A 21,333-nucleotide genomic window follows, 5' to 3' on the forward strand; every position below is an offset into this window, starting at 1 on the left:
TGATTACATCGAAATGTTTTATAACAGTAAGCGTCGGCATGGCTCGAGCGATCAGATGCCACCAACTGAATACGAAAACAAATATTATCAACGGCTCGAAAGTGTCTAGATTATCCGTGGCGATTCAGTCCTATTAGCTGTACAAAATTACAGTGTAGCGTACTCCTCCTAACTGAAGTAGGGAAAGCATTTACACATAGATCTTTTAATCCAATGTCATCCAAGTCATGAAAACCGGGTGGTAGTAGTGGGGGAAAACAGACTTTATCCATCCATGCACCTTTTCTCATTACCTATGAGAGCATTAATGCTGTTTTTTCTTTATAGGTAGAATCTGACTATTCGATTGAGAACAATCCTAACCTAGCTTTGATGCTCCGCCCATCCTGACAAATGATCAGTGCTTATCTATAAGGAGCGTTCGGCCACTTCTTGTAAGCGAAGACGAAAAGCATGAAAAAGTGAAGACCGGGACACGAGAGTAATAAGGCCATCTTCCATCCGAAACCAGCTTTCTGAGCCATGCGGAAGCATGGGATAAACATTAAAAACCAGATGATTGACGACAGGACTGCGAGAGGGTTTGGTTGTTCCATTAAGCGTTCTCCTTGAGTTGCATGCCTTCAGTATCGGCACTTAACCTTAATTATTCAGTGTGAATGAGCACTGTTTATGGCTTCTTTAGCAAATCAATCTGCAGAAGTAGGCGCTTATGTGTCTCGATCGCATCCCATATCTGGTCTTGAGTGTCACCGTCCCATTCGGGGCAAGCTGCTAGTTCAGAGCGAAATAGCTTCAGCCTGATATGGATAGCCGCCACTTCATCTCGATTGCATTTTGTCGCGATAAAGTTGAGTTGAGTGTCAGTTGTTCGCTCATAAAGCGACTGAACATCTCGGGATTTTTCGAATAACCGGGAGAGCTTATCCATAGCCTGAGGCTCCTATAATTGGGTCCAGGCCAATTATCGACAGTTAAACGTTAAAGTTCAGTATCCCTTTTGTATGTTGAGCTCCGCAAACAGACCCGCTCCGGCGGGTTTTTCATGCCCGTAAATTGAGGTTCCTATGGATGTTCAGGCTTACCGCGTAGCGGCGCCGGACTGAATCAGTTCATCCGTCGCGCGGCGCATAATTTCCGCCACCGGTTGAGGGATATTAAAGGGGGGCTTACCTGCTTCAAAATCCGCCTTAAAAGCGTCAAGCTTTGCCTGCAGCATAATGATGTTTTCTCTGAAAAGTTATTTAGGGTGATCTCTTAATTTCCGGGCGGCTTTACAACAGTCACTTACCGGGGGACAAGCGCGTTAATGCGTTCTGTGGCGCGCTGTACGGCGGGCCGGTTAATCATTTCATCAAACCAGCGAGCCACATTTGGTGTGTTTTCAAAACTCACCCCGGCAAACTCCCGACGCCACAGCCAGCCGAAGTGCGCAATATCAGCAATGCTGTATTCCTTTCCGGCAACAAACTGGCGGTCAGCCAGAAGGGTATCCAGCACCTTAAGGGTGCGGTCTGCTTCAGTAGTGAAACGCTGAATTGCCAGCGGCTGTGGTTCGGATGCCTGACGCTGGAAAAAACCTGCCTGACCGAAAGCCGGTCCCAGTCCTGAAGCATGAAAGAACAGCTGCTCAAATACCCGTGACCTGGCCGGGCTTGAAGCCGGTAAAAGCTTCCCCGTTTTTTCAGCAAGATAGATAAGGATGGCGGCCGACTCCGTCAGTACCAGCGGCTCAGATAAGGCATCAGTATCAACAAGCACAGGGACTTTGCCGTTGGGGTTTAAGGCCAGAAATTCAGCTGACTTCTGTTCCCCTTTACGGACGTTCACCGGGTGTAAAACATATTCAAAACCGAGTTCTTCGAGCGCGACAGGCACCTTGATGCTGTTAGGCGTGGCGAAAGCATGAATATCAATCATGATCATTTCCTGCTGAGAGTTTTGCCGGGCCAGCCCCGGCAAGCTGGAAATGATAATGGCTGGCATGATACAGGAATGGTAGATATGCTCAACGGATAACATCTATTCTTCAGAGGAATAAAATGGATCGCTTTCAGGCAATGGCCACTTTCATTCGTGTTGTGGATACAGGCTCCTTCTCTGCAGCTGCCAGACAGCTAAACGTGGGCCAGCCTGCGGTCTCCAAAATTGTTGCTCAGCTGGAGTCGCGATTACAGACCCGTTTGCTGACCCGATCGACCCACGGCCTGACGCCCACCGAGGCCGGGCAGCGCTATTATGAGCGTGCGCGTGCCGCCCTGCAGGAAGCCGAAGAGGCTGAACTGGCCGCCCGGGGAGCAGGAAAAGGCCTGTCCGGAAAGCTGCGGATTTCAGCCGCAACCACTTTTGCACGGCTGCATATCATTCCCCGCCTTCCGGCGTTCCTTGATGAGCATCCGGAACTGGATGTGGACGTGATCCTGGATGACAGAGTGATCGACCTGATTGCTGAAGGTATTGATATCTCACTGCGCATGGGAAATCTGCCCGACTCAGGTGTCGTCGCCAGAAAGCTGGCAACAGGACCCCGCTCAGTGATTGCCACGCCGGAATATCTCTCAGAAAGGGGGGAGCCGAAAACGCCAGCTGAACTCGCAGAACATCAGGCAATTCTCTATAACTCACAGCCCAGCCTCTGGTCATTTACCCGGCAGGGTGCCGTTGTGTCCACCGCCGTGAGCGGTCGCATCCGCGTCAGCGCCGCTGAAGGACAGCGAGCTGCCGTGCTGAGCCATATGGGGTTGTGTATTGCCTCCGACTGGATGTTTGCCGAGGAATTAAGAAACGGAACCGTTCAGAAGGTGCTGACGTCATGGCAACTGCCTTCCATCGACCTGTGGGCCGTATTCCCAAACGGACGACTAGCGAGTGCCAAAGCCCGGCAGTTTGCTGGTTTTGTTGAAACCATCATGGGGGAGAGTAGAACATGATATTCCATTCAGGAATAGTTGTTATCTGATTTCCAGGTGATCCCAATGTAACTGGAATGGAATAGTGTTGTTTCATGTCCAGCCACTCCGGTCTGGTAACAACAAGGATCGCCACTATGTCTACGTTTGAAACTTATCGTTATGCCTTTCCTAATGCCCGCCTGACCCGTAAACCCAATGGCGTACTGGAGGTTAAATTCCATACTGCCGGTGAAAAACTGGTTTTCAATGGCCATACCCACGAGCAGTTCGTCGAGCTCTTCCATGCCATCGGCGAAGACCGTGAAAACCGCGCAGTGATCCTGACCGGTTCGGGTGATGCCTTTATGGACGCGATCAGTCCGGAAGGATTTGATTTCTTCACCCCGGCAGGTTTCGACAAAATTCTGCGCGAAGGCAGAAAGGTGCTGAACAACATTCTGGATATCGAAGTTCCGATGATTACCGCGCTAAACGGCCCGGTGCTGCTTCACAGTGAATATGCCCTGCTGACCGATACCATTCTGGCCACCCCGGAAACCGTTTTTCAGGATAAACCGCATTTCGAATTCGGGATCGTCCCCGGTGACGGCGTGCACATTCTGTGGCCAGAAGTTATTGGATCGCTCCGGGGCCGCCACTTTTTGCTGACCCGTCAGGTGCTTGATGCGGAAACGGCGAAAGACTGGGGCGTAGTAAACGAAATTGTGCCCGCTGATAAGCTTCTGGCCCGCGCTCACGAAATTGCCGACGGGATTGCTGCACTTCCGCCACTGACCTCGCACTACACCCGGATTGCACTGACTCAGCGTCTTAAGCGTCTGGTAGATGAGGGGCTGGGTTATGGCCTGGCGCTGGAAGGTATCAGTGCCGCGCAGGTTGCCCACACACTGGCCCGGCAGTAAGCCTGTCGGATATTGACTCAGATTATTTGGCATTACTGAATTCATTTGATATTGCGCCAGGGCCCATGTGCTCTGGCTCAACGTGAGGTAGATTTAATGAACCCTTTATTCTCACCTGTGACTGCAGGAAAACTGCATTTGAACCATCGCGTCGTTATGGCGCCCACCACGCGCATGAGGACCGAACCGGGCGGTGTTCCCGGCAAGTTGATGAAAGAATATTACCGCCAGCGAGCGAGTCTCGGAGGGCTCCTTATCGCTGAGGCCACGGCGGTTTCGCCCTATGCGAATGCCTATGAAGATGCACCGGGAATCTTTACTGACGAGCAACAGGCGGGATGGCAGCGCCTGGTTGAAGCCGTGCATGCCAGAGGCGCTCAGATTGTACTGCAGTTGTGGCACCCGGGTCGTCAGTCCCTGCCTGAACTGTCAGCGGGACGTCAGCCCGTCGCGCCTTCAGCGCTCATCGCCAGAGATACTTATGGCGTGGTGAAAAATGAACGGGGATCCTATGAGGGCAAGCTTTTTCCTGTTCCTCGCGCTCTGGAACTGGATGAAATTCATGAGCTCATGGAGGAGTTACGGCAGGCAGCCATTCGGGCCAGAACTGCAGGATTTGATGGCGTTGAGCTCCATGCCGCCAACGGTTACTTACCTGAACAGTTTCTGCTGGATGGCAGCAATCAGCGCACTGACAGTTGTGGCGGCTCCCTTGAAAACCGTGCGCGCTTTCTGCTTGAGTCCGTTAGCGTACTGACTGATGTCTGGGGGCCGGGGCGCGTTGCTGTGCGCATTTCTCCCAGCGGGATATACGGTGATATGCATGACAGCGATCCGATAGCCACTTTCCGTTATCTGGTCGGGCAGCTGAACCTGTTTGACCTGGCCTATCTGCATGTTATCGAACCCCGCATCGTGGGGCCGGAAGACAGGGAGGCGGGCTATTATGCGGAGCCGGTAGCCAGCCGCGATTTGCGCGCTTTTTATCAGGGGAAAAATTATTGCGGCGGGCGGCTTTAAACCAGAGGATGCCGGGAATACGCTGCAAAAAGGTGAGGCCGACTTGATTGCTTTTGGTCGTCTCTTTACCTCCAATCCGGACCTGCCAGAGCGTATAAGAAACGCTTTTCCTCTCGCTGCGTACAACCGTGACGCTTTCTTTGGCGGAGGTGAGCGGGGCTACAGTGATTTTCCTGCTCATTCACTGCTAACACCAAAAGAACGCCCGGTCTGAGTATACAACCATCAAAAGTTAACTGAGATTCGGTATTCCCATGGAATGCCGGATTTCAGATGAATGATCTTCAATCAAATATGAGTTTTTCAGACTCTGCAGCACTCCGCTTTCCGCTCATTGCGGAAATCAGAACGTCTTTCACCAGGGGGGCAACAAATGAAGCCATCAGGTTCTGCAGCTCAGAAACTATGTGAGAGGAGTGAAATCATGTTTCCAGTCGGTATTGCTGGGACGAGCTGCTGGCTGACGTTATGCGGGGGGAAAACCGGCTCGAAAAATATCAGTCTACTGACACGCCTGCAGACGTCATCGGTTCATGAATCAGAATGGCGCAGCTGCTCCATGAAGAAGTGAGAAATATTGAACGGCAGGTTAAAGCGGACATTCAGGCCAGCTCATTCCTGAAACGGGATTGTGCGCTGCTGACGTCGATTAAATCTGTCTGGCCCCAACTGGGGATGCACATGCTGGTTGTGCTGCGCAGCCATAACGTTGAATCAGCAGATCAGGCTGCGGCTTTTCCGGGCGTGGTGCCTCTTGAAAAACGTTCGGGGAAGGCCACGCTTGTCTAAAATCGGCCGCCTCAGCTCAGAGCAAAGCTCTGCATGTCTGCCCTGTGCGGAAAAATTAACGGATGCGTAATATCTACAAGGAAATATGTCTCAGGGGCAAACCTAAAATGGTAGCCATCGATGTACTGATGCGAAAACGGGTTCACCGGTGCTATGGCGTTCTGAAAACGGCAACAGTTTTTTGTGATCTGGAATCAAGAGTTGCACTTAACGACTGATTTATATGAATCTTATTTTAAACTCTACCCAGGGATGTTGGCTTTGTCTTCATAATAAACAGGCTCTGCGCAGGATATTTTTGGTTTCCTGGCAAAGCCTTATGAGGCGCAGGATGGACTCGAAAGAATCTGTCTGTATTCCGGGAAAGGATCTCAGTCGGTTTCGACGATGAACATCCGTGCTTCCTGAGCTTCCCGGCGTTCGGCCTTGATAGGTGCGTATTTTTCAGAGTTGTAGAAGGCTAACGCCTGGTTGAGAGTTGGAAACTCAAATACGCCAGCTAATGGCAGAGGCACTTCATCGCCTTCAAGAACTTCCGACACGGAGCCAAAATGCAGAATTCGCCCGCCGGCTTCTTTCAGAGCTGCCTGAAACCGGGGAGCGAGTTTAGACTGCCTGTCAGGGTCGATAACACGCAGATTGATGTGCACGTACGCTGGCATAATGCTTCTCCTGTTGTTAAATAATGCATATACAGTATTATTCGTTGATCGGGATTTCAAGAGGTACCTCATGAGCGGTTTTGATCCAAAATATTTCAGGGATGTAGCAGCTGAATGTCCGGGATTTCAGGCACGTGCCACGGCGCGCGCAGTCACGCGCTACTACAATGTCTATTTCAAATCGCTCGGTCTGACCGCTGAGCAATTCAGCCTGTTGGTTGGAATTGGAGCTTTCGAGGGCGCCACAATAGTTGATCTTGCGGCCAGCGCGGGTGTTGATGCGACAACCCTGAGCCGAAATGTTCAGAACATGGAATTGAGAGGTTTAGTCCGTTCCGAAGGTGGACGCGGCCGCGCAGGAAAGCGGCTAAATCTGACGCATTCCGGATACCAGCTCATGGCAGAAGCCTTGCCTGTATGGAAATCAGCTAAAGATAAGTTATCCATTATGATGGGTGATGACCGACTCCGGTCAGCAACACGGGCAATGGAGGAGTTAGCCAGGGCAATAAATATCGACCAGAGCCCTGAAGCAGATCGCAACTCCCACAATAAAAATACGGTAGCTGAATGACAATTCCCCCGTATCAGCACTCCTGATTGAGCATCTTGAAAAAAATAGGTTTCCTCAATATGAACAATTTTTTACCTCATTTTTTTGGGCATGCAGAGCGTTCAGGTGTGAAGTTGGATGGCGCCGTACGCCCGGCGTAGCCGCTTACAGCCGTATAAATCGTGCCATACCCTACCTTTCCCTGTATATGCCCAGAAAGTGCGGGCATGCTCATATCCGCGTCAGCACTGGGCTAAGCAGGTATTCTCAAAAAACAGGTGTGGAGTATGGGGCTTATAACACGGGACGAGTGAAGAGTTACATGCTTTCACATACTGACCATTGGGATGTTGGTACTTTGTAAAAATGCATGCTGAATCTCCGTTCTGTGCCAAAAGCAGTCGATGTTAAGTCTGCAATGCATTAATTGGCAGGGATCAGATCAAACACTCTCCCAGTTTTCTATAATCTAAAATGCTCTCTGTTACATAAGACAGCCATGACTATGGCTAATTCGCTTAATATGGATTAAAATTAGTTATCTGTACTACCATTCCCACCTTTCAAATTGCGAGGTTGTGATATGCGCCATTTATTTGTATGTCTCGATGGTACGGGAAATAGCCCAGGGCAAACCGATATAGAGTACATTGTCAGAAATAAATCCCCGCTCAGTAGTGTCGAAAGTAACGTGCTAAAAATATGGTGCGCTCTAACCGGAAATAAAGAAAAATACAAACCAACTGACCTTATTGATAGTGAGGAATATAAATATTATGGACTGATTTCTTCTCTGAAAATTGGTGATGAATATTTGGGAGAAGCTTTATATATAAATGGAGTGGGGTCTCAGGGTGATCAAGAAAAAATGAAGTATGAGGGTGCAACGGGCTCTGGGACAAACGCACGGATTCTCGATGCATACCGGTTTTTAGCAGAACGTTATACGTCTGGTGACAAAATTTATCTCTTTGGGTTCAGCCGCGGGGCTTTTTCCGCGAGGAGCCTAGCCAGTTTTATACGTCATTTGGGAATGCCATTGGCTAGAAGGATTATTCCCGAGAAGGAATTGCCGGCATTGTGGGCATCATACCGCAATAACCTTCCCTACAGCGGTGGACTGTCGTCATCTTTAACTGGGAATGACTCGGTGGAGATCGAGTTTCTGGGACTTTGGGATACAGTAGGTTCATTGGTATTTCAGGACACATTTAACAAATTTCACCAGATTTCGCCTAAAGGAATAAAACATGTTCGACATGCCCTCGCCCTCGATGAAGTTCGCCCACATTTTTCGCCGATGTACTGGAACAACTTAAATGAGTACGAACAGATTGTTAAGGAAGTCTGGTTCTGTGGGGTCCACAGTAATATTGGTGGAGGATATCAGGTTGCGGGGCTGTCAAATATCTCCTATATATGGATGCTCCGTGAGCTTGCCGAAGCCTCAGGGTTTCCAGGGCGCCTGGAAAAAGCTCCAGAATACCCTGCCGAGGCTGCTGAGCCAGCACATGAAATGCGTGACTCCTATTCAGAATTTTACAGTGGCCTTAAAATTGTTCTTGCTTCCCTAAAAGGGGGGATGACAGTGCGTAAAATCACTGAACGACAAACATTCCATCCTTCGGTATTTGAATGGATGAAAATGGGTTGGTACAAGCCAAGAGCTATCCTACAGGGAGGCAATCCAGTGACCATCGATTATATCAAAAAGCGTCTGAACAGCGCTGCTGACTGGCCTCTAGAGGGTGACTGACTTGAATCGTGGCATAACGCTGTTAGCGGAGAGGATTCTGCATCAACTAACTCAGCCAGATGCACTTATTTTTACAATATACATTCAATGAGAAGAGCAAAAACTTCCCTGTTCTGCAAGAAAACTAAGAATCTCCGGGTGATCCAACTTCTTTTGGGTCATAAGAAACTGGAAAGCACAGTCCGTTATCTCGGTATTGAAGTGGATGATGCTCTGGAGATAGCTGAGTCTATTGAAGTTTAATTTGTGAGGGCTGCAACAGCATTCCTGTGCCAAAAGTGGACGTTACGAACGTTGGTAAGGTTGTTGAAATCCGGCTCATGAAATCTTCAAATCTAACGGAACTTAAAGAAAAATATGGAGAATGCCAATGCATTATGTTCCCTCTGCCGGACTTAATTATCGCTGTCTCAGCCACACTGACTGGCCATTTTATCTGGCATTAAATCAGGACCGCCATGTTATGAATTTCATTAGCGATTCACGAACGGAAGAGGAGATCAGAACCCACTCCTTTGAGAAGCGCTTGCAACCGTGGCAAAAAGGCAGTGAACACTGGCTGTGTCTCGTTATCAGTCAAAAGAATACACATTTACCCATTGGAGTAACTGGCTTTATTGAGCGTAGTGAGGGCATTGCGGAAGTAGGATTCATACTTGCTTCGGAATTTCATGGCAAAGGTTTTGGCAGCGAGTCTCTAAAAGATATTGCTCGTTTTGCATTTAACACACATGGATATCACAAGCTAACAGCGACAGTTACCTCGGGTAATGAAGCCTCACGCAGGACATTGCTTAAGGTAGGATTTCAACATGAGGGCACATTAAGGCAAAACTATTTTCTTCAGGATCGCTGGCAGGATGACTGGGTTTTTGGATTGTTAAAAGACGAATTCAGTCATTAAGCATGCTTTACCTGAGATATACATCAATTATCAAAGTCAGCTACTCGCTCACAGCGGCCCTTAGCTCAATAAACTCGTCCGCTCAGTGCCAGAAGCGGAGATTGCAGATCTGGAGTGTATACGCCAGACTGGAGACAAACAGGAGCGCAGGTCAGCCAGTCTTTTTTGCATGAGTGTAAATATCAGGACGTGTGATACTCCATGCATAGTTTTCCCGATTAACAGGCTCGTAGCCAAACTTTTCATAGAGCCAGGGCGCTGTGGTTGTAAACAACATGATCCTGCGAAGCCGCTCAAAAACCGGATGATCATGTATGCATTGCATCACCCATCTACCCAACCCTTCTCCCTGATATTCCTCCAGGATATAAACATCACAAAGGTAAGCAAACGTAGCGTAATCTGTTATTAAGCGCGCGAAACCAATCTGGGCGTCATCGTGATAAACACCGAAATTAAGGCTGTTTTCAACGGATGCACGGACAAGAGCCAGATCAATCCCTTTAGCCCAGGTTGATCTCGTGAGATAGAGATGGATAGCTTGCACATCCAGTTTTTTTCTGTCTGTACTTATCAGGTAGTTATCTTTATGCCACTCATAGTTCTCTGAAATAGTCACGCTCAATCCTGTTTAAGAATTCCCGGGAAACCTGACCTTATCACCTGATGGAAAATCGGACTATCAATACTTCTCAGGAAAAAAATGAATCCTGCACTCTTATGCCAGCGTTTCATTCAGCGCTTTTGCGCAGCGGGCTTCCTTTCCTGGAAAATAGTGTCCATCATTACTGGACAGGAGTAATCAGCCGGTATCAGGCCCCATGATGAACTCCCCGGCTGATTCAGCGTTATGCATCCAGACTAATAACCACTTTCCCGATATGTCCGGCAGCCTCAAGGTAGCGATAAGCTTTCCGTGTATCGGCAAAAGTGAAAATACGATCAATTACGGGATAAATCGTGGAGGTTTCAATCGCCCTGACCGCCGCGCGCAAATCTGAAGTCGAACCCGTATTGTTACCCACAATATTCAACATCTTTTGCATTACGGGCAGAACAGGCATGCTGACTTCAGCACCACCAACAAAGCCAATAACGAAAATAGTTCCGTTATGAGCTGCTGCGTTAATCGATTTCGCAAATGTTGAGCCGCCCACTGATTCCAGTACGAGATCAGCGCCATGCCCCTCAGTAAGCTTAAGCACCCGTTGATCCCATTCGGGCACCTCGTGATAGTTAATTCCTTCATCCGCTCCCAGGGCTTTCACTCTGTCCAGTTTTTCATAAGAAGAGGAAATGATGATTACCCGCGCACCTGCTGCCTTCGCATATTGCAATGCAAACAGACTCACACCTCCCGTGCCAAGCAGTAAAACAGTGCTGCCGGGCTGTATTTTACCGCGCACTATAGCGTTCCATGCGGTCGTTGCGGCAATGGGTAACGTCGCTGCCTGCTGCCAGTTGAGAAAGTCGGGTATACGCACCAGTGATTCAGCAGGCACCACAGCGTATTCTGCCAGCCCGCCGTTGGTCGTAACTCCGCGTAATGTTTGATGATGTTGAGATCGTATTGCTCCAGCATGCCAGTGAGACATCATACCCGGCACCACACGTTCGCCGATTTGCCAGCCTACAACTCCCTCTCCAGACTCAACAATTTCTCCCGCGCTGTCTGCACCAGGAATAACCGGCTGCGAAACAGCGCCAAATTTACCAGTGGCCAGCGCCAAATCAAGGTAATTCAGACTCACAGCATGCTGACGAATCAGCACTTCGCCATACCCTGGTTGTGGTGGTGAAATATCACATATTTTTAAGCCGTCTATTCCTGCAGCGGATAAGTGGATAGCTTTCATGGTGTCCCCCGGTTCAATTAATACGACCATTTTGAGGCAGAACTGACGCTATAATGAGCCTGAAAAACAAATAACTGTTGCATGAGGTGCAATAATGCATGATGACGATTATCGTCAGCGGGAAGCTTTTCTTGCGGTAGTGCGCGCTGGCAGCTTTAGTGCTGGTGCGCGCGATTTGGGAAGAGATGTCTCTGTCGTTTCCCGGCGTGTAGCTGCATTAGAAAAACGTCTGGGAATTCGCCTGCTGGAACGCACCACCCGACGCATACGTCCCACAGAAGAAGGCTTACGCTATCGGCAAAAAATTGAATTGGCAGATGAGCTGCTACGGGAAGCGGAAGAGGAAGCCCGTGATTTGGCAGCGCGTCCGGCCGGGACGATTCGCCTTACCGTTCCAGCCTCTTTCGGACGAAAGTGGGTCGTGCAGGCCTTACCATTCTTTTTGAAAGCCTATCCTGACATCCGTATTGTGTTGCACTGCAGCGATCGCTACGTAGATTTACTGGGTGATAATTTTGATATGGCAATACGTATTGGTGTTCTGAAGGACAGCAGATTAATTGCCCGAAAGCTGGCAAATACAAGTCGCATTTTATGTGTCGCGCCGGATTACCTGGAGCGCCATTCCCCTGTAACACACCCTCAGGACCTTCGTAAGCATGATTGCCTGGGTTTCACACCCATGCACAGCTGGCCCGAATGGCGACTCGAGAAAGACGGTCAACAGATAGGGGTACCTGTTAAGACGCGTTACGAGAGTGACGAAATGGATGGGCTTATACTGGCCGCTCAATCGGGTATGGGGATATTACTCGCGGCCAACTGGCTGGTACAGAAAGAACTGGCTGAGGGTTCACTGGTGCCAGTGCTGTCGGACTGGCAGGCAACAGGCGAGGATGGTGTCTGGTTAATGAAACCTTCAAGCCAGTTGCAGTCGGCAAAAATCAGTGCATTAACAGACTGGCTGACTTCATGGTTTTCTACACCACGCTGGTAGCCTGCGGGACGCAATATGAAACAGCCTGTCACCTGTACTGAATAGCAGATGGGTTATGTATGTAAAACGTGTGCAGTCCAGCAGTCGACATACCCCAGATAATGTCGGCGCTCCTGGAGGTAATAACATATTTCTTCACGCTGCTGCCGCTCCACTTCGTCATGGATCACCGGCAGGTTAGATCGCTCTTAATAGGCTACGGCAGACTCAGCTAAACCCCGTTAACACTGCTCCGGCGGAATCATGATGTCATATAACCTTGCTGCCCGATGCAGATAACAACGGGACATAAATTGCCAGTTTGAGTGCAGGGGAGTCATTTGACGTAAACGTTGAATAGCAGTATGTCCGCGTTATCCCGTCTTTCCCAGTGAGTTTTTTCTCTCCGGACACCGGCGCCGTTATCACATGCTCGCTCCACCATGTATCAAACTCCGGGCATTCACGGCTTAAGCGTTCTACCAGCGCAGTGAAGGTCTCATCGTCTGCATTTCGTGAATAACTGGAATGAAACAGGCCGAGCATTCTCTGTGCCTCTGCAGGCCAGGTGTCGCCAAAAAGGTATCTGGCCTCCTCTGTAGTGAACATGAAAACCATGATATTTCGCTCATTCGCAGCTAACAGGCTGAAGTCCGTGATGACCTGTTCTGCTGCAAAATTCCACACTAATACATCCCATCTGTCATTGGTGATGTAGGCAGGCTCACTCAGCGCCCTGACCAGATGCGATAAGCTAGCCGGGACTTCATGTTCGATATCTGCACTTTTTTTCCGGCCCTCAGTGTTTTCAGGTGCAAAAATTCTGCCTTGTTCAGCTGCAGAGCTTTACCCAGGGCGTTAACTATCCGTATGGAAAGCGTGCTGACCCGTCCCTGCTCGATTTTGGTATACCATTCCGTACTTATTCCCAGCATCGCTGCAACTTCCTCACGCCTTAGTCCGGGCGTTCGCCGTCTTTCTGGCCCGGCAGAGGGGGGACGCTCAGGCTTCACCCTGGCACGTCGTGAACGTAAAAACTGACTGAGCTCAGTATTCTTAACCATTTTTTGAACCTGGTAGTAAATTATACCTGTATAAAACTAGTGTATTTTACGCCGTTTTGGGTCGCTCTATGATGGTTTCATATTGTTCTATGCCCTCAGGAGAATATGACCATGAAAGCTGCTGTGCTTACTGCCTTTGGCCGTCCGCTAGACGTTAAGAATGTGCCTGCACCGGTGATGGGAACCGGGGAAGTCATTGTCGATGTGGTTGCGGCGCCCGTTCTCTCCTACACGAATGAAGTACTGAGTGGGGAAAGAAAATATCTTTTACCTGTGCCGGTCATCCCGGGCTGTGGTGCCATCGGAAAGGTTCGCCAGACCGGCCCTGACTCAGCCTGGCTGAAACCAGGAGACTGGGTATTCTGCGATCCGACGGTGCGTTCCCGTGACAACGCGCTGTCGCCAGAAATTGTCCTTCAGGGATGGAGTGCCCGTGGTGAAGGAGGACAAAAAATCCAGCAATATCACCTGAATGGCAGTCTTGCTGAACAAATACGCATTCCGACTGAAAACGCAGTGCCCATTGGCGACATATCGCCTGCAGAAGCGGGGCGGTGGTGTGCCATCAATACGCTGCTTATAGCCTATGGCGGATTGTTATCTATGGATTTGAAAGCGGGAGAGCGCCTGCTGGTCAGTGGTGCAACCGGTAATTTCGGCAGCTCCGCTGTGCTTGCTGCCCTGGCCATGGGAGCCCATAAAGTCATCGCACCGGGCCGTAGTGAACGGGTACTGAACGATTTGAAAAAACGTTTTGGATCGCGTGTGGAAACAGTAAAGCTCACAGGTACAGCAGAGATCGATATTTCTGCCATGAAACACATGGCCGGGGGACCTATTGATGCGGTCCTTGATTTCCTTCCGCCGTCTGCGCAGACCACTGTCGCCCGGAATGCGATTATGTCAGTCAGACCTTATGGTCGTGCAGTCCTTATGGGCGGTGTTGGCATGCTGGGAGGGGACGATCTTTCGCTACCTTATCCCTGGATAATGCGTAACCTCATTACCGTAAAAGGGCAGTGGATGTATGAACCTTCGGCAGTCCCTACGCTCTGCGGCCTTATACGCGCGGGATTGCTTGATCTGAGCCACTATGACGTAACCGAGTTTCCGCTTGAGAGAGTGAATGATTCAGTCGCGCATGCTGCGAAAAACAGCGGGCCGTTTAAACTCACCGTCGTGCGTCCCTGACCAAAGGCGCCGCGATGGACCGGATGGCTCTCTTGCGACGGCCCTGCGTATGGGTTCAATCACAACGTTCTGGCACAAAAAAGCCCGCTGCGCGGGCTTGATAAGAACCGATTAATGCGGAATCTCAGAAACCTCTTTGACATCCGCTTTGTTGATCTGCTGTTTGACACCATTGGCATCAACGTAGCCGAGCAGTCCGCTTTCCGCTTCCTGCGGTTTACCATCGCTGACAATGGTACGGCCATCATTGGTATGAATGGCGTAGCTGGTACGGGTACAGCCGGTCAGGGCGCTCAGTGCCACAATGGCTGCCAGTGGTAACAAAATCACTTTTTTCATGTCGCTCTCCCTATCGAGTAGATCAGTTGTTCAGTTCACTCATATTGGTGATCTGGTCACGGTTAATCTGTTCTGTTTTACCGGTTTGCGCATCTTTATAAGAGACCAGGCCAGTATCACTATCCACCTGTGGCTTACCATCGGTGACGATAGTGCGTCCGTCGGTGGTTTTAATCGCCTGATTCGATGAACAGCCGGCGATGGCAAAAATCGATGTCAATAACACAGCCGCTACAGTCAGTTTCTTCATAGTAATTTCCCTGATTGGTCTGAAGTCCAGCTATAAGCGTAGAACAAAATCCGGATTCTGGTCTGACCTGACTCGCTTTCTTTGCACAATTAATGCGGTTTAGCGGGCAATTGATGAGGAGGAAATTACCAGGCGCGGCTAATGTGTTTCGCCGCGTATATTGGGAAGACAGGATAGCGTTGCGATATTACTCAGCGGCCACGCGACCAAGCAGCAGAGAAAAAATAGCCTCGTAATGCGTTTTCAATATCACATCGTCGCACTGGTCGAGACGTGCTATTAGCGCGACAAACAGGGTTTTTCGGTTCAGCAACTTGCCGCTACACAAAATTTCCTGCACCAGCGTGCCAAGTAACTCATGCTGCTTTGCCTGCAGCGATCCACCAGTCCATGGTAATGCATCTTCAGAATTATTATGAAAAGGATCGTATCGCATCATCATTACCCTGATAGCAGTGCGTTAATTCAGCTTTTTGGCCAGCAGCCTGATCGCATTATCGCAGGCCTGCTGGATGGCCGGATTCTCCGAGCGCAAGCCCGTGCGATACAGCGCGCCAATTATTTGCTGAACAGATAAGGTTTCACCCGGTTGTACAATCTGTGTGACGACTTTGCCCAATAAAAGATAGATCTCATCGGCATCTTCTAATTCATCGTGCTTCACTCAACCCCCGGAACAAATAAACATAAATCTAAGTAATATGTTACTGACTGATAAATATTATTAAGCGCGCGATTCCAGGGTTTAAAACGTTATCGCGGCGAATATTAATTAGGAAACGCCTATTTCCTAATAGGCCAGACGAATCAGTCCAGAATGCTGAGCACCATATTAATGGTTTCTTTGCCATTAGTCACATCCTGAATTTTGCCTACCACGCGCATACCAAATGCCACGCAAAGCAGTAATCCGGCAGCGGTGTCGGCATCCAGTCGTGGCGAAATCGATCCGTCCTCTTGTCCCTGTTCAACCAGCGAAGTCAGGAAGTTGCGGTTGCGTAATACCGCTTCACGCACCAGCTGGGATAACTCTTCATCCAGCGTTTGCAGTTCCACGGTACTGCCAACCACCAGGCAGCCGCGTCTGCCCTCGATCTCGCTGGCTGAGTCGAGATAAAACTGCAGCAGCTCAGCAATGCGCGCCCGACCGGTCGGGTACTGTTGCAAACGGGCGCGCAGGTCCCCATTGCGCAGCAGGATGTAGCGCTCAAACACCCGCAGAAACAGGGAACGTTTATCCTGAAACGCTTTATAAATACTGCCCGCCGTCAGGTTCATCGCTTCACCTAAATCGGCAATCGAGGCCGCATGAAAACCCTTCTGGCGGAACACGATCATGGCGCTGTCGAGCGCTTCGTCGATATCAAAATTGCGCGGTCTGCCGCGCTCTCTGGCAGCCGGCGCCGGATTGGGTTTACTGGTCATAATGCGGGCTATTTAGAATGAATCGTTTCCAAATTATCCGGCTTATCGGTAACAGGGTCAAATCCTGCCCAAACGCCTGGCCCGGCGTGCGCTGATCGACAGCGAACCGCGTTAATGTTCAGCCCTGCCAGTTGAGAATTTTTGACTGCCGGAGGATGATAAACCTTTTGCCGGGCCGGGACCTTTTCATGCTGATCTCCACTGAGGATACGCGCACTTTCAACACCGACATCCGCCTGGCGGCGACGCTGGCCGCCGTGGCGGGCGCACTGAACACTGCGGCGTTCGAAACGGTTGGTTTCTTCTCCGCCAACATGACCGGTAACGTCTCATCCCTGTCCGATCATCTGGCGAAAGCCAATCTGCATATCGGGCAGTTCTTCCTGCTGATTGTGCTGTTATTCATCGCCGGTTCGTCGGTTTCCACGCTGATCATCAATTCCGGCCGCAGGCGGCAGATACGCGGCATCTACGCCATCAATATTCTGCTCGAGGGCATTGCGTTGCTGGTGCTGGGGATTGTCGAAAGCGGCTTTCATTTCAGCGAGGGCGGCGTATTACTGATTCTCAGCCTGAGCTTTCTGATGGGCCTGCAAAATGCGGTGGTAACGCGCATCTCCAATGCCCGCGTGCGCACGACGCACGTTTCCGGCACGTCAACCGATATCGGCATTGAGCTGGCGATGCTGTTCGACGTGCTGCGTCGCAAAGAGTCACCGAAAGACGCGCCGCTGTACATTGAGCGGCTAAAACTGCATTGCTACACCGTGCTGGCATTTCTCGCTGGCGGGGTGCTGGGCATTCTGCTGCTGCAGTGGCTAAGCTACGCGCTGCTGATCGTCATTGGGTTACTGCTCAGCGCGCTGGCGCTGTCGGCGCTGAAACGTGCGGGCAGCAACCCGCTTCACGCCCGCTAAGGAAGGGAATCATGATCTCGCTTGACGACCGCCTGCAAGCTATCTGGCAGCTACTTAGCACTGCCACCACATCACGTTCAGCTTTCACCCTGATGCAGCTGGCAACGGTGAGTGCCGACGGCCAGCCCAGCCTGCGCACCGTGGTGATACGACAGTTTTTGCCCACGCTGCCGGCCCTGCGTTTTACCGCCGATAGGCGCAGCGCCAAAATGCAGGATATTGCAGCCCAGCCGCAGGTGGCGTTACTGGCTTATGATGCCGCCAGGCGCGTTCAGCTCAGGCTGGCGGGCACGGCTCAGCGCGTTGACGATGCACAACAGCGTGCCGCAGCCTGGCATGCATTGCGCCCGCACTCACACGCGTTGTTTCAGTCACCGGTCAGGCCGGGCAGCGTGATTGCTCATCCTGATGACGCACTGCCTGCCAGCGCGCAAAAAGCGGGCACCGGACCCGACGAGCACTTCGCGCTGGTGCAGATCACCTTGCGCAGCGTGGAGTGGCTGGATGTCAGCTGCGAGCCCCATCAGCGCGCGCGATTTGAGGCCACTGCGGATGGCTGGCAGGGCAGCTGGCGCGTGCCCTGAGATTTATTGTTTCGCCGGTGTTTTTGCCTGACGCGGGCGGCCAGCCGCACCGGCGCACACCAGCGCCAGCAGTACCATGATCAGTACCGGCAGCATCGCCATGCGCAATCCGGCATGTTCGCCGATAAAGCCCAGTCCGGGCGGGCCGACCAGAAACGCCAGATAACCCAGCGTGGCGGCAATCGTGACGCGCACCGCGCTGTTATGGCCATCGCCCGCAGCCGAGACCGTTAGCGGGAAGCCGAGCGACGCGCCGACGCCCCAGAACAGTACGGCCGCCGCCGCCAGCCATGGGTTATCGGAGAAAATCACCAGCGTCAGCCCCAGCGCGGCGGAGAAAGCGCTGGCGCGCAGTACCCAGACACGGCCCAGACGATCAACCACCAGCCCACCGAGAAAGCGGCCCAGCGTCATGCCGGCGGTGAAGCCCGCGTAGACCAGCGTGCTTTGGGTATGATTGAGATTATGGCCGTCGATCATTAGTAACGGCAGCCAGTCGTTAGCCGAGCCTTCCGCCAGTGCCATCGCCAGAATCACCACGCCGAGCACCAGCAGCTGGCGGTCACGCAGTTCACGTCCGACCTGGGCCAGAAAGCCGCCGTGATGCGGCTGTTCGCTGCGTTCGCTGTCGCTGGTGGCGGGCAGATGGCGCAGCGCCAGGGCGGCAATCAGCAGGTTAACCAGCAGCACCACGCTTAAGTGCCAGTAGGTGCTGATATCGGCTGCGGTCATGGCCAGCCCCGCCAGTGCGCCGATCAGCGTGCCGAAACTGAAGAAGCCGTGAATGATCGTCATGATTGACTTGCCGATGCGCCGCTCAAACGCCGCCCCTTCGACATTAACCACCACATCCATCAGCGCGGTTCCGCCGCCCAGCAACACCAGACTGGTAAACACCAGCCCGCTACTGGCGAGCGTTAACGCAACGGTCATCAGCACCAGGCCACCGAGCAGGATCAGGTAACCCGTGCGCATCACCCGGCTGGTGCCAAAGTGCGCGACCAGCTTACCGGCCAGCAGCACGCCCAGCATGGAGCCACAGGAGAAGCCAAACAGAATCAGGCCCATCATTTCCGTCGAGGCGTGCAGCACATCGCGCATAAAGGGGGTGCGGCTAACCCAGGAAGCCCAGGTAAAGCCTGGAATAAACATCAGGCCAAAGATGGCCCATTTACCGCGTGTCTGTTGCTGAGGGTGCATAAGGTTCCTTTAGGGAGCGGCGGGCATGCGGAGGTGAAACACTTTCGTTGCTGATGACCGTTAGCATGGTTCACAGAATAGCAGTTTTGCTGGCGCTCGTTGAGGCAATGTCGCTCGCGCCAGCGCGCCGGGAAGAATTCGTCAGTGGGAGAAAGCCCCTCCGCGCGACGACGCGGAGGGCAACGGGATTAGAAACTCTGCCAGTCGGCATCGCTGGCCAGTGCCAGGCGTCCCGGCTGTGGCGCGTTATGGCTCGCCGGCGCAGGCTTGATGACCGGCGTTGCGCCAGATTCCGTCAGCACGAAGCGGGTCACCAGCTGGTTGAGCGTTTGGGCCTGCTCCTGCAGCGATTGCGACGCGGCTGAGGCCTGCTCTACCAGCGCGGCGTTCTGCTGCGTCACATCATCCATCTGATTCACCGCCTGCTGCACCTGGCTGATGCCCTGACTCTGCTCAACCGCGGCCGCGGCGATTTCGCTCATCAGTTCGCTGACCTGATGGATAGCGTCATTCATCACCTGCATGTTGCTGCTGACGTCGCTGGCCTGGGCGGCCCCGGCTTCGGTCAGTCGATGCGACTCTTCAATCAGTCCTTTAATTTCGCGTGCGGCCGAGGTTGAGCGCTGCGACAGGCTGCGTACTTCACCCGCCACCACCGCAAAGCCCTTGCCGTGCTCACCGGCGCGTGCCGCTTCGACTGCCGCGTTGAGCGCCAGGATATTGGTCTGGAAAGCGATGCCTTCGATCATCGAAACAATGTCCGTGACCTTGCGCGAGCTGCCACGAATGTCATCCATGGTCGAAAGCATGGTGCTGAGCGAGGTACCACTTTTTTCCGACAGCGCACTGGCGTTAGCCGCCAGCTGGCTGGCCTGACGCGTGTTATCGGCGGTCTGACGTACGGTTTCACTCAGTTCAGTCATGCTGGCCGCGGTCTGCTCCAGCGAGGCGGCCTGCTGTTCGGTACGCGCAGAAAGATCTTCATTGCCGGCGGCGATTTGCACCGATGCGCTGCTCACCGAATGCGACGCGCTGCGCACGGCACTAAGCGAACCGGCCACGCTGCGCATCAGCTGATTAAAGGAGCGCGCCATATTGCCCACCTCATCGCGACGGCTTTCGTCTGCGCTGAGCGTCAGGTCGAGATTTTCACTGGCGCGCATCATCACTTTGCCGACATCGGACAGACTGCGACGAATGCGCAGCACGGTGAACAGGGCGAACAGGCCAAAAATAATCACTGTGGCTATCACGCCGGTAATGGTGGTCCACAGCACTTCATGGAAGGTGCTGAGGTTGGTGGCGCGTAACTCATCGCCGATAGAAATATTTAGCATCAGCTGCTGCTGGTAATTGGTGACCAGCTGGCGAATGGCGGCACCAATGCCGTTCTGCCCCTCGATCAGATCAAGGCTGATGGCGTTCTGATGCGCGCGCGACGCAGTGAGAAACGCCGGCAGCCGCTCGCTAACGCGCTGTATATTGGCAAAAGCCAGCTCGGTCAGGCGTTTATCTTCCTCGCTGGAAATGTTGTGAGTCAGGTAGTAATCGGTGAGCGATTTCAGGCCGCCGATCTGTTTATCAATGTCCGCTTCAACCGCAGGCATGTTGCTGTCCTGCAGCTGAGTCTGATGTTTGTAGAGCGTCAGCGCCAGCTGATTGCTGCGATCAATCAGCGTATTGAGGTCTTTAATCGACGGAATGGCGTTGGTCTGCACGTACTCAAAGCGCTCCTGAAAGCCGGACAGCAGTGAGATGGCGAGCACCGCCTGCAGGATAATGGCGCCAAACAGCATGGAAAAGGTCAGTAGCAATCGTTGGGAGATGTTCATCTTATTATCCTTAATCTAAACGCGTCCCGGCGCATGACGCGGCGGGTACAAGGGCAGATTAAAGAACATCGGCAGATTGTGGTTTTTAGTTAATGAAATTTTAGCGGCGGGTAGCGGCAGAGGCTGGCGGGTTAACAGTGGAGCCGGTCGCCGTGAACGGCGACCCTACAGTGCATGTCCCGTTATTTCCGTAGGGTGCGC

The 21,333-nt window shown here is 52.0% G+C and carries 27 protein-coding genes and 1 pseudogene; 14 read left to right on the top strand and 14 right to left on the bottom strand.

Going from position 1 to position 21,333, the window contains the following annotated elements:
- On the top strand, positions 1-109 hold a 109-nt coding region (locus tag C1Y43_RS23575), incomplete at its 5' end, for an IS3 family transposase (protein WP_146068640.1).
- Positions 110-670: 561 nt separating this feature from the next.
- On the opposite strand, the gene C1Y43_RS04510 is transcribed toward C1Y43_RS23575, so the two are convergent.
- Together C1Y43_RS04510 and C1Y43_RS04520 are read right to left on the bottom strand one after the other, a co-directional pair.
- A complete protein-coding gene (locus C1Y43_RS04510) occupies positions 671-931 on the bottom strand; it encodes a hypothetical protein (protein WP_058775123.1) in 261 nt (86 codons plus the stop codon).
- Positions 932-1,287: 356 nt separating this feature from the next.
- The gene (locus tag C1Y43_RS04520) at positions 1,288-1,920 is read right to left on the bottom strand and encodes a glutathione S-transferase family protein (RefSeq protein WP_104187752.1); all 633 of its coding nucleotides are present in this window, start codon (positions 1,918-1,920) and stop codon (positions 1,288-1,290) included.
- A gap of 122 nt (positions 1,921-2,042) precedes the next feature.
- On the opposite strand from C1Y43_RS04520, the gene C1Y43_RS04525 reads away from it, so the two are divergent.
- The 5 genes from C1Y43_RS04525 (at position 2,043) to C1Y43_RS24040 (ending at position 5,623) form a co-directional block, all read left to right on the top strand.
- Positions 2,043-2,930, top strand: coding sequence for a LysR family transcriptional regulator (locus C1Y43_RS04525; RefSeq protein ID WP_104187149.1), 888 nt, complete (start codon positions 2,043-2,045; stop codon positions 2,928-2,930).
- A gap of 74 nt (positions 2,931-3,004) precedes the next feature.
- Entirely contained in the window at positions 3,005-3,814 is an 810-nt protein-coding gene (locus C1Y43_RS04530; protein WP_233209793.1) for an enoyl-CoA hydratase/isomerase family protein, read from the top strand.
- A 96-nt stretch (positions 3,815-3,910) separates the two neighbouring features.
- Complete coding sequence (locus tag C1Y43_RS04535) at positions 3,911-4,834, top strand: alkene reductase (protein WP_199189137.1); 924 nt, start codon at positions 3,911-3,913, stop codon at positions 4,832-4,834.
- A 22-nt stretch (positions 4,835-4,856) separates the two neighbouring features.
- Positions 4,857-5,048: a hypothetical protein gene (locus tag C1Y43_RS24285; protein WP_369974298.1), complete on the top strand. Its 192-nt coding sequence runs from the start codon at positions 4,857-4,859 to the stop codon at positions 5,046-5,048.
- Between the two features lie 329 nt (positions 5,049-5,377).
- Positions 5,378-5,623, top strand: a complete 246-nt coding sequence (locus C1Y43_RS24040) for a transposase (protein WP_233209794.1) — start codon at positions 5,378-5,380, stop codon at positions 5,621-5,623.
- 371 nt (positions 5,624-5,994) lie between these two features.
- Here C1Y43_RS24040 and C1Y43_RS04545 read toward each other — a convergent pair whose 3' ends face one another.
- Positions 5,995-6,285 (bottom strand): DUF1330 domain-containing protein, encoded by a 291-nt coding sequence (locus tag C1Y43_RS04545; RefSeq protein ID WP_104187151.1) that lies wholly within the window; start codon positions 6,283-6,285, stop codon positions 5,995-5,997.
- Positions 6,286-6,355: 70 nt separating this feature from the next.
- On the opposite strand from C1Y43_RS04545, the gene C1Y43_RS04550 reads away from it, so the two are divergent.
- The 4 genes and pseudogenes from C1Y43_RS04550 (at position 6,356) to C1Y43_RS04565 (ending at position 9,498) form a co-directional block, all read left to right on the top strand.
- The gene (locus tag C1Y43_RS04550) at positions 6,356-6,859 is read left to right on the top strand and encodes a MarR family winged helix-turn-helix transcriptional regulator (protein WP_058775134.1); all 504 of its coding nucleotides are present in this window, start codon (positions 6,356-6,358) and stop codon (positions 6,857-6,859) included.
- 562 nt (positions 6,860-7,421) lie between these two features.
- Positions 7,422-8,594, top strand: coding sequence for a DUF2235 domain-containing protein (locus tag C1Y43_RS04555; RefSeq protein ID WP_104187153.1), 1,173 nt, complete (start codon positions 7,422-7,424; stop codon positions 8,592-8,594).
- A gap of 72 nt (positions 8,595-8,666) precedes the next feature.
- Positions 8,667-8,837: pseudogene (locus tag C1Y43_RS04560) on the top strand (integrase); the annotation flags it as partial.
- 127 nt (positions 8,838-8,964) lie between these two features.
- On the top strand, positions 8,965-9,498 hold the full coding sequence (locus tag C1Y43_RS04565; RefSeq protein WP_104187154.1) for a GNAT family N-acetyltransferase: 534 nt from the start codon (positions 8,965-8,967) through the stop codon (positions 9,496-9,498).
- A gap of 151 nt (positions 9,499-9,649) precedes the next feature.
- Here the strand turns inward: C1Y43_RS04565 and C1Y43_RS04570 are convergent, their stop codons facing one another.
- Both C1Y43_RS04570 and C1Y43_RS04575 read right to left on the bottom strand, forming a co-directional pair.
- The gene (locus C1Y43_RS04570) at positions 9,650-10,117 is read right to left on the bottom strand and encodes a GNAT family N-acetyltransferase (RefSeq protein WP_104187156.1); all 468 of its coding nucleotides are present in this window, start codon (positions 10,115-10,117) and stop codon (positions 9,650-9,652) included.
- 229 nt (positions 10,118-10,346) lie between these two features.
- Positions 10,347-11,354 carry an NAD(P)-dependent alcohol dehydrogenase gene (locus C1Y43_RS04575; RefSeq protein ID WP_104187753.1) on the bottom strand — a complete coding sequence of 336 codons (1,008 nt, stop codon included), beginning with the start codon at positions 11,352-11,354 and terminating at the stop codon, positions 10,347-10,349.
- Positions 11,355-11,448: 94 nt separating this feature from the next.
- Here C1Y43_RS04575 and C1Y43_RS04580 point away from each other — a divergent pair, with 94 nt between their 5' ends.
- Positions 11,449-12,351, top strand: a complete 903-nt coding sequence (locus tag C1Y43_RS04580) for a LysR family transcriptional regulator (RefSeq protein ID WP_104187158.1) — start codon at positions 11,449-11,451, stop codon at positions 12,349-12,351.
- 249 nt (positions 12,352-12,600) lie between these two features.
- Here the strand turns inward: C1Y43_RS04580 and C1Y43_RS24045 are convergent, their stop codons facing one another.
- Together C1Y43_RS24045 and C1Y43_RS24050 are read right to left on the bottom strand one after the other, a co-directional pair.
- On the bottom strand, positions 12,601-13,152 hold the full coding sequence (locus C1Y43_RS24045) for a hypothetical protein (protein WP_369974299.1): 552 nt from the start codon (positions 13,150-13,152) through the stop codon (positions 12,601-12,603).
- The gene (locus tag C1Y43_RS24050; protein ID WP_233209795.1) at positions 13,059-13,394 is read right to left on the bottom strand and encodes a helix-turn-helix transcriptional regulator; all 336 of its coding nucleotides are present in this window, start codon (positions 13,392-13,394) and stop codon (positions 13,059-13,061) included. The genes C1Y43_RS24045 and C1Y43_RS24050 overlap by 94 nt, the downstream gene beginning before the upstream one ends.
- A 111-nt stretch (positions 13,395-13,505) precedes the next feature.
- On the opposite strand from C1Y43_RS24050, the gene C1Y43_RS04590 reads away from it, so the two are divergent.
- Positions 13,506-14,585, top strand: a complete 1,080-nt coding sequence (locus C1Y43_RS04590; RefSeq protein ID WP_104187755.1) for a zinc-binding dehydrogenase — start codon at positions 13,506-13,508, stop codon at positions 14,583-14,585.
- Between the two features lie 111 nt (positions 14,586-14,696).
- Here the strand turns inward: C1Y43_RS04590 and C1Y43_RS04595 are convergent, their stop codons facing one another.
- From C1Y43_RS04595 to C1Y43_RS04615, 5 genes are all read right to left on the bottom strand, one after another.
- On the bottom strand, positions 14,697-14,924 hold the full coding sequence (locus C1Y43_RS04595; protein ID WP_021508704.1) for a YgdI/YgdR family lipoprotein: 228 nt from the start codon (positions 14,922-14,924) through the stop codon (positions 14,697-14,699).
- Between the two features lie 22 nt (positions 14,925-14,946).
- A complete protein-coding gene (locus tag C1Y43_RS04600; RefSeq protein WP_021508703.1) occupies positions 14,947-15,174 on the bottom strand; it encodes a YgdI/YgdR family lipoprotein in 228 nt (75 codons plus the stop codon).
- Between the two features lie 187 nt (positions 15,175-15,361).
- Complete coding sequence (locus C1Y43_RS04605) at positions 15,362-15,616, bottom strand: biofilm development regulator YmgB/AriR family protein (protein ID WP_132463585.1); 255 nt, start codon at positions 15,614-15,616, stop codon at positions 15,362-15,364.
- Positions 15,617-15,634: 18 nt separating this feature from the next.
- Entirely contained in the window at positions 15,635-15,838 is a 204-nt protein-coding gene (locus C1Y43_RS04610) for a hypothetical protein (protein WP_021508701.1), read from the bottom strand.
- 143 nt (positions 15,839-15,981) lie between these two features.
- Positions 15,982-16,599, bottom strand: coding sequence for a TetR/AcrR family transcriptional regulator (locus C1Y43_RS04615; protein ID WP_058758865.1), 618 nt, complete (start codon positions 16,597-16,599; stop codon positions 15,982-15,984).
- A gap of 188 nt (positions 16,600-16,787) precedes the next feature.
- On the opposite strand from C1Y43_RS04615, the gene C1Y43_RS04620 reads away from it, so the two are divergent.
- Both C1Y43_RS04620 and C1Y43_RS04625 read left to right on the top strand, forming a co-directional pair.
- Positions 16,788-17,516, top strand: coding sequence for a YoaK family protein (locus tag C1Y43_RS04620; protein ID WP_104187161.1), 729 nt, complete (start codon positions 16,788-16,790; stop codon positions 17,514-17,516).
- Positions 17,517-17,527: 11 nt separating this feature from the next.
- The gene (locus C1Y43_RS04625; RefSeq protein ID WP_104187163.1) at positions 17,528-18,100 is read left to right on the top strand and encodes a pyridoxamine 5'-phosphate oxidase family protein; all 573 of its coding nucleotides are present in this window, start codon (positions 17,528-17,530) and stop codon (positions 18,098-18,100) included.
- Between the two features lie 3 nt (positions 18,101-18,103).
- Here the strand turns inward: C1Y43_RS04625 and C1Y43_RS04630 are convergent, their stop codons facing one another.
- Together C1Y43_RS04630 and C1Y43_RS04635 are read right to left on the bottom strand one after the other, a co-directional pair.
- The gene (locus C1Y43_RS04630; RefSeq protein WP_104187165.1) at positions 18,104-19,300 is read right to left on the bottom strand and encodes an MFS transporter; all 1,197 of its coding nucleotides are present in this window, start codon (positions 19,298-19,300) and stop codon (positions 18,104-18,106) included.
- A 188-nt stretch (positions 19,301-19,488) separates the two neighbouring features.
- Positions 19,489-21,132, bottom strand: a complete 1,644-nt coding sequence (locus C1Y43_RS04635) for a methyl-accepting chemotaxis protein (RefSeq protein ID WP_059012786.1) — start codon at positions 21,130-21,132, stop codon at positions 19,489-19,491.
- Positions 21,133-21,333: the final 201 nt, after the last annotated feature.

The organism is Pantoea sp. ICBG 828 (assembly GCF_002928355.1).
GTDB classification, from domain to species: Bacteria; Pseudomonadota; Gammaproteobacteria; order Enterobacterales; family Enterobacteriaceae; genus Pantoea; species Pantoea dispersa.